General features: G+C 69.2%; 6 protein-coding genes and 2 pseudogenes. 3 read left to right on the top strand and 5 right to left on the bottom strand.

Annotated elements, in window-relative coordinates; all coding sequences use genetic code 11:
* Positions 1-154: 154 nt before the first annotated feature.
* On the bottom strand, positions 155-1,003 hold the full coding sequence (locus ACIRU3_RS47135; RefSeq protein ID WP_404070540.1) for a transposase: 849 nt from the start codon (positions 1,001-1,003) through the stop codon (positions 155-157).
* A 70-nt stretch (positions 1,004-1,073) separates the two neighbouring features.
* Here ACIRU3_RS47135 and ACIRU3_RS47140 point away from each other — a divergent pair, with 70 nt between their 5' ends.
* Positions 1,074-1,463: a hypothetical protein gene (locus ACIRU3_RS47140; protein WP_340375664.1), complete on the top strand. Its 390-nt coding sequence runs from the start codon at positions 1,074-1,076 to the stop codon at positions 1,461-1,463.
* A 200-nt stretch (positions 1,464-1,663) separates the two neighbouring features.
* Here ACIRU3_RS47140 and ACIRU3_RS47145 read toward each other — a convergent pair whose 3' ends face one another.
* Positions 1,664-2,566, bottom strand: coding sequence for a replication-relaxation family protein (locus tag ACIRU3_RS47145; RefSeq protein WP_404070542.1), 903 nt, complete (start codon positions 2,564-2,566; stop codon positions 1,664-1,666).
* A gap of 1,016 nt (positions 2,567-3,582) precedes the next feature.
* A complete protein-coding gene (locus ACIRU3_RS47150) occupies positions 3,583-4,716 on the bottom strand; it encodes an FAD-dependent oxidoreductase (protein WP_404070544.1) in 1,134 nt (377 codons plus the stop codon).
* Positions 4,717-4,827: 111 nt separating this feature from the next.
* On the opposite strand from ACIRU3_RS47150, the gene ACIRU3_RS47155 reads away from it, so the two are divergent.
* Together ACIRU3_RS47155 and ACIRU3_RS47160 are read left to right on the top strand one after the other, a co-directional pair.
* Positions 4,828-5,556 carry a TetR/AcrR family transcriptional regulator gene (locus tag ACIRU3_RS47155; protein ID WP_404070546.1) on the top strand — a complete coding sequence of 243 codons (729 nt, stop codon included), beginning with the start codon at positions 4,828-4,830 and terminating at the stop codon, positions 5,554-5,556.
* Between the two features lie 182 nt (positions 5,557-5,738).
* Positions 5,739-5,816, top strand: a pseudogene (locus ACIRU3_RS47160) (site-specific integrase); the annotation flags it as partial.
* A 207-nt stretch (positions 5,817-6,023) separates the two neighbouring features.
* On the opposite strand, the gene ACIRU3_RS47165 reads toward ACIRU3_RS47160, so the two are convergent.
* Both ACIRU3_RS47165 and ACIRU3_RS47170 read right to left on the bottom strand, forming a co-directional pair.
* Positions 6,024-6,581, bottom strand: coding sequence for a hypothetical protein (locus ACIRU3_RS47165; protein WP_404070548.1), 558 nt, complete (start codon positions 6,579-6,581; stop codon positions 6,024-6,026).
* Between the two features lie 227 nt (positions 6,582-6,808).
* Positions 6,809-6,979: pseudogene (locus tag ACIRU3_RS47170) on the bottom strand (LysR family transcriptional regulator); the annotation flags it as partial.
* Positions 6,980-7,074 lie beyond the last annotated feature (95 nt).

Raw genomic sequence — 7,074 nt, forward strand, 5'->3', positions numbered from 1 at the left:
GAACACCGCGCCTGGCCACAGCCGACCGGCACTGGACCTCAAACCGTCCTCATCACAAGACCCCAACCCGCAAGCCCGTAACGCAACGGCATTGGGTCTAGCGGTGGTTTGTTGGCGGCGGGTTCGTGCGGGAGTGGGCCGTGAAGTGAAGGCATCAACTGTGGCCTGGGGAGCCTGAGATGACGAAGCGGTTGCCGTGTCCGCCCGCGCCCGGTCCGCTCGAAGCGTACGCCGTCCGCTTCGATGACCTCTTCGGGACGCTGGCCCAGCGGCGTGGCGGCTTGAACAGGGCTGCGCCAGGCCGTTCCCGTTCACCTTTACGGGCAGGCCGCAGCAACTGGACTCCATGCTCGGGCAGTTCGCGTTCGAAGCCACGGCCGAAGTAGTTCTTGTCGCCGATGAGAGTCTGTCGGGGGCGCTCTTGCAGAACCTCGCATTCGGCTGTCAGGAGGTCAAGGAGGGTGGCCTCGCGTTCGTCGGCCTTGGCCCCGGTCAGGGCGAATGCGATGGGCAGGCCCTGAAGGGTGCAGACCAGGTGCAGGCGCAGGCCCCAGAAGAAGCGGCTGTGCCTGGCGCAGTAGCCGTATTCGGCCCGACCTGCCAGGTCGGAGCGTTTGGCGGTCTCGCGGGAGCGGCCGCATTCCACCGGGGTGGAGTCCACGACCCATACGTCGTCGCTCCACACCGAGGTGGTGGTGGCCAGGATCCGGTTGACGCTTCGCATCAGACCGGCGGCCTTGCGCAGCCGCTTGTCGTAGCCGGGCTGCTGGGGCAGGTAGGGGAAGAGGTGGCGCAGGTGGGCACGGGCATGGTGGAGCCATTTGGCCTCGGAGGTGTAGCCGGGTATGGCCTGCATCGTGGCGAGGGTGACCAGTTCGGCATCGCTCAGGCGGGGCGTAATGCCGACCGGCGGGCGCCACGGCGCCAGGTCGGGATGCTCCGTCAGCATGTCGTCGGTCGTCGCATAGAGTGCTGTCGCGAGGGTGTCCACGTCGTTCGTCACAAAACGATCTTGGACGCCCTCGTTCTCGTCTCCGCAGGCACCGCTTGGACCTCACCACCAGGAGGAACCAGTGTCATACCCGCGACTGCTCACCCCCGAGGAGAAGCTCGCCGACGCGAAGAAGCTGTTGAGCCTCCCGCGTATCGTCGTGATCTGCGGCTCCACCCGCTTCATGACCGAGATGAACGAGGCCGATCTGCGGGAGACCAAAGCCGGAAAGATTGTCGTCAAACCGGGCTGTGACATGAAGTCGCCGCACGAACTTTGGTCCGATCCTGTCGAGGCCGAGGCGCTGAAGGTTCGACTCGACGATCTGCACCGGGCGAAGATCCGGCTCGCTGATGAGGTGCTCGTAGTCGGCGACTACATCGGAGACAGCACCCGAGCCGAAATCGCCTACGCCCGGTCGCTGGGCAAGCCCGTGCGGTTCACGCACCCCGAAGTCGACCCTGACGCCTGACAGCCCGCTGCCACCTGGACAACCAGGGCCGGCAGCCCGCCGCCTGACCGTCTCGCGGTGGCTTCGGCCGCCGCCCACCGCACACCCTCCGCAGGCATCCCTTGGAATTGATCATCCAGGCAGCCACCCGCCCCATGACCCAGTCCCGACCACGGGTCTGGCTGTGCCACACTCAATCCCGACCACGGCTGGTCAGCGTGCTACGTCTGCCGGTACGCGCGCCCGGTCCAGGGGCCTCGCTGGTCGGGGTCGAGGACGGGCCGCCATACGGGGGAGGAGGGGCCGTGCTGGAGCAGGTCGGCCAGCGGTGCCGCGAGGACGGGGACGTCGTGCAGGAAGCGGGATGGCGCCAGCAGCCCAGTCCCTGCCCGTAGGGCGTGAATCCGGTTCTCGATACCGGCGGGTCCGGTGCCGTCCAGGACGAACAGAACTCGGGGGAAGAGCGGGTAGCGCCGCCGCCACTCCTCAACCGCCGGTTCCTGGATGGTCGGTCGGCGCCCTGGGAGCACGGGCACGTAGCGGTAGAGGCGCTCGTACGAGGTCAGCTTGGCGGCGAGGCGCTCGGGGCCCATCGTGGCCCGGTCGACTTCCACGAACGCCCGCAGCATCGATCCGTTGTCGCCGTCGGCGGGACCGCGCCGGTAGTACAGGAGCGCGTCGGGGATGACGGCCTCGCCGCTCCCGATCGGGTGGTGGACCTCGGTCATCCAGTCCAGCGGCTGGCACAGCTCCCCGCGCCGGCGGGCGTCCTCGAGGAAGGCGAGCGCGGTCTCGGTCACGGTCAGCGTATGGCCGGCCTTCAGCCGCACGGCGGTCGGATCGGACACGGTCCTGGAGGGCCGGTGCCCGCGCATCTCGGGCCACTCGGAGGTGAGCTGCACACCGTACGAGGTGGGGAACCACACCCGGGTCCGTCCGGCCTGCGGCAGGGTGATGCGGTCGACCAGCCCCTCGGCACGCAGTCTGGCCAGCCGCCGCCGGGTCTGCTCGATGCGCACCATCGGGGCGATCACCCGGTGCATCTGCTCGGTGGTGGCCATCCGGTACTGAGCCAGCACGCCCAGCGCCAGCCGGTCCCCGCTGCTCACGTCCACGCCGATCATCACGGATCTGCTCGCTTCCCGTCCGGTGCGGCGCCGTCCTTGCCGGGCGCCGCGTGTACGGGTCACAGCAGCAGCCGGCCCCGACCAGAGCCCCGACCACGAAGGCCCGACCACGGTCCCGAAGCGACAACGCATCCGTGGACCGGGCCCAAGTCCCCGCCGACAACCCGGCCGACAACCGTCCGCATCCTCTGCCGCGCCTGTCCGCGAATCCGCCGTTCACCACGCTGACCCTGCCGTGGTCGGGTGGCCGACATCCCCTCTACGCCCCCGAGTCCACGCCTCACAACAGGAAGAACAAGGAAGGTGGGTGGTGGGACAGGTCCCGGGCGTCGGGCGAGGGGATCGGGCGCCGCTGGTGTTGCTCGCGCGTCGGCCGGGGCCGCCGCGCCGCGCCGCCGTCAGTGCGGCGGTGACGTCAGGCGGGGGACGTCAGTGTGGTGGAGCTCGGGGGGCGCGGTGCAGGCGCGCGGGGTGGCGCCACCGACCGGAGGCGTCGCGGGCGACGTCGACGCAGACCTCCACCACCAGCTCGGGCCGTACCAGCGTGACGTTCAGCGTCTCCCTGTGCCCCAACCGGCGGAGAACGACCAGCCTGGGGTTCCGCTACTCCGCAGGGGGTTCGGGCTTGCTGGGCCCGGGGCTGCGTTCCCTTCTTCGGACTCCGCCGGGTCGGACCAGGGGCCGAAGGGACCGTGTTGTCCGTCCGGCGGCGCCGAGGACGTTGGAGCCCTTCCAGCGGTGCGGCAGCATGGGGATCACTGGGAGTGTCCGTTCCGGGCCTGCGCGAGCAACTGGGCCACCACGTCGTCGGTTGCTGCGCGCACCGAACTCGGCCCGGTCGGCGAAGGGCACCCCGAGCAACTCGCAGATCACCAGTGGGGGCACCGGTAACGCGAACGCGGAAACCAGATCGACGGGCGGACCGGCGGGCTGCGTCACCGACGCGCGTCGCCCGGCGTAGGCAGACTACTGACTTCGGCTCGTTGACTCCCTCTGCCCTTCGGCGATCTCGCTCACTCGGTCGGCTCCTGGCCGATGAGCAGGTCGAGCAGGCTGGCGGGGGCGTTGTCGCCGAAGATGAGCTGGTGATTCTTGTCGGATTCGGCGGCGAACTGGGCACTGCGGGGAAAAAGAGCCTGCTCGTACTCTGCAAGGGCGGCCTCGATGTTGTCGGGATGGGCGGCGATGGCTTTGCCGAGTTCGGCGCCGTCGAACATGGCGAGGTTGGCGCCCTCCCCGGCGAACGGTGACATGAGGTGGGCGGCGTCGCCCAGCAGCGTCACTCCCGGAACGCGGTCCCAGCAGTGGCCGATCGGCAGGGCGCTGATCGGGCGCGGGGCGAGGGCCGTTTCCCCGTCAGTGATGAGTGCGGTGAGTTCAGGCGCCCATCCGGTGAATTCTGCCGCGACCTGGGCCGCCGCCGTTTCGGGGCTGGCGAGGGTGGCGTTGATCCAGTCCTGCGGCTTGTTGAGCGCGACGTAGGTGTGAAGAACGGCATCGGCCTCCCGGTGGCCGAGGATCCCCTTGCCGGCTGCGACGGCGAACAGGGAACCGTCGCCGGCCGCCTTGGCCGCTGCGGGGTGGCGCTGGTCGGCGTCGTACAGGTAGGTCTCGATGAACGACGTGCCGACGTACTCGGGCTTCGCGTCGGAGAGCAGCGGCCGGATCCTCGACCAGGCGCCGTCCGCGCCGACGAGGAGGCCGGTCGTCACGGTTGGCCCGTCGGCGAACGCTAGCTCGTGCCTGCCGTCTCCGAGGGGGCGGACGCTGGTGACCTTGTGTCCCCACTGGATCATCTCGTCGGGCAGCGAGTTGAGCAGGATCCGACGCAGGTCTCCGCGGAGCACCTCGGGGCGACCGCCCGTGCCGTCGTCGGGCTGGTCGAGCAGTACCGCGCCGTGCTGGTCGAGCACGCGTAGGGCTTCGCCGCCTTCGTGGATGATCGCGCGGAACTCGTCGGTGAGGCCGGCCGCTTCGAGGGCGAGCTGCCCGTTGTACTCGTGGATGTCGAGCTGACCGCCCTGCGTGCGGGCGTCCGCCGATGTCTCGGCTTCGTAGATGGTCGCGGGGATGCCGTGCAGGTGCAGGACCCGTGCGAGGGTCAGGCCGCCGAGCCCGGCGCCGACGATCGTGACGGGAGTGGTCATGGTGGTTTCCCTTTCGGCTGGACACCGCTCTACTGCGATACAGTGTTCGCAGTACCGGTGCCACGATAGCACTACTGCGAACAGTGAGCGCAGTAGTGAGGAGGAAAACCGATGAACGACGCTCACACGGTGATCTGGGACCGGCCGGAGCGGGCCGCGAAAGGCCCCGCGCCGTCACGCACCCGGGCGGAGATCACCAGCGCCGCTATCGCGATCGCCGACGCCGAGGGCATCGAGGCACTGTCCATGCGGCGCGTCGCCAAGGAACTGGGAACGGGCACAGCCTCGCTCTACCGCTACCTGGCGTCCAAGGACGACCTGCTCGACCTCATGCTCGACGCCGTAGCGGCCGAAGACGGCGGCCCGCCTGCCCCCACCGGCGACTGGCGCAGCGACCTGCGAAGCCTGGCCCATCGTTCCCGAGCCACCATCCACCGGCATCCCTGGATGACCTCCCTCGCAGCAGGGCGCCCATCACTCGGACCGAACTCCCTCGATGCCACCGAATACGCACTCGCCGCCCTCGATCCCCTCGGCTTCGACATCGACGTCATGATCACCGTCGTCAACACGCTGCAGGCCTTCGTCCGCGGCTACGCCATCGGCGAGCTCGCCCAACAGGAAGCCGTCCGACGCTCCGGAGTCGGCATCCAGGAATGGATGGACGCCCACGCGCCCTACCTCGACAAAGTCGTCAAGACCGGGCGCCACCCACTCCTCGCCCGGGTCATCCGTGATGCCGAGCTCCCCCACGCGACCGACAGCGCCGAGCGCGGGTTCGAACTGGGACTCGAACGACTGCTCGACGGATGGGAAGCCAACCTCCCCGTCCGGCCCTGACGATCCGGCAGCATCAACCGGGGGTTCATCGGGCAACTCCACACCCCGACGCCGGCCTCCGCGCGCCGAGCCCCCGACGCAGCGCGATTCCCCGAACCGACCCGCCAGGGCTTGCACGGATCGGCGGCGCCTCGTCGTATCTGCCTTTGGGTCAGCTCGGCGACCAGCCCCGGAGGAAGCCGATCCGCTACTTCAAGCCCTCTCCCGAGGCGATCTCGGAGCTGACCAGCCTCCTCGCGCCCGGCGATACGCGGCGCTGACTCACCTATCTGGGTCAAACGAGCGAGCCGGGCCCGGTGACCGCGTCGTCTTGGGGGTGGCGGCGTTGACCCGGGTATGGAGCCGGGAATCGCGGAGTCCGCCGTCACGATCAAGACGCACGCCGCCTCGCCGCAGCCATACGAGAACAGACCCGGTTCGGAGACATCCAGAAGTGGCGTCCCGCCCAGCGCGTCCCGACTCCGTCCTCACGCCGGTGCGGAGCCCGTTCCTGGCGCGTGGCGTACGCGCGGATGAACGCGTGGGCTCCGTCGGCCATGGTCTGGCGGACTTTCCGGGTCGGCGGTGGCGGGGATCGGTTGCCGTCCGTAGGCCAGCAGGACGGTCAGGGCGCTGAAGTGGTCGGCGGCCAGGCGTGGGTTGTCCGTGTCCAAGAGTCCGGCGCCGGCGAAGTGGGCGATGCCGTCCGCCAGGTCCTGCGACGCCGCGTCCGTCGCGAGAGCGTCCGTGGTCGTCGGCGTCTGCAAGCGCTGCTGGGCGACGAGGGCGAAGGCGGCGGCGTAGTCGGCGGAGCCGACGATCGACGTGCCCTCTGTGGGGAGATGGTCAGCCGGTCGACGCGTTGTTGAACGCCAGCAGGTTCGGCTGCCCACTGGCAGCTCGAGCGCGCGGTCGGGGACAGCCAGAATGGTGATGGCCTCTCCGACGGTCGCGAGGGGCAGATCCTTCGACGTGGAGAGCAGGTAGGCGGCGAGTCCCGCCACGTGTGCCGCGGCCTGCGAGGTGCCGACGACCGTTGTGTTCACCCTATGGTCCCCCGGCTCCGGGATCGGGGCGTGAGTAGTTGAGATCCAGGAAATCCCGGTGAGATTGATCTGCACACCGGCGATCCGCGATGGTGAGCCGCAGGCGTCGGTCTGGCCGCCTCCACGGCCAGCACCCGCACGGACAAGCCGCTGCTGACGTCCAAGCAGATCGCCGTGGTGGTCGCGTGGACCGTGGACGTATGGGTGAAGCGGCCGGACGGCGCCGACTACGACGCTCCGCACATGGCCAGCGCGGTTCGCGCCAGCCCGCGCAGCCAGGCGTGGGCGTGGTCGGTGTCGTAGCGCTGATGCCACGACAGGTATATCGGTGCTGACGGCAGTTCGAGCGGGATTGGGAGCACGACCAGGCCGAGGTCGGCGACCGCTGACCTCGTGGTTGTCGGCGTACACACTTACGTCCTCAGCTTCGTACGGATGAAAAGGGACAGATGTTGAAGCGGTAAACCCTGTCGCTCGGCACTCTGCTGCTGTC

Source organism: Streptomyces sp. NPDC101151 (assembly GCF_044768335.1).
Taxonomy (GTDB): Bacteria; Actinomycetota; Actinomycetes; order Streptomycetales; family Streptomycetaceae; genus Streptomyces.

Bases quoted from the DNA above. Each gene is read 5' to 3' on its own strand.
- ACIRU3_RS47145 (WP_404070542.1), bottom strand. From the start codon at position 2,566: ATGATCGGCGTGGACGTGAGCAGCGGGGACCGGCTGGCGCTGGGCGTG.
- ACIRU3_RS47150 (WP_404070544.1), bottom strand. From the start codon at position 4,716: ATGACCACTCCCGTCACGATCGTCGGCGCCGGGCTCGGCGGCCTGACC.
- ACIRU3_RS47155 (WP_404070546.1), top strand. From the start codon at position 4,828: ATGAACGACGCTCACACGGTGATCTGGGACCGGCCGGAGCGGGCCGCG.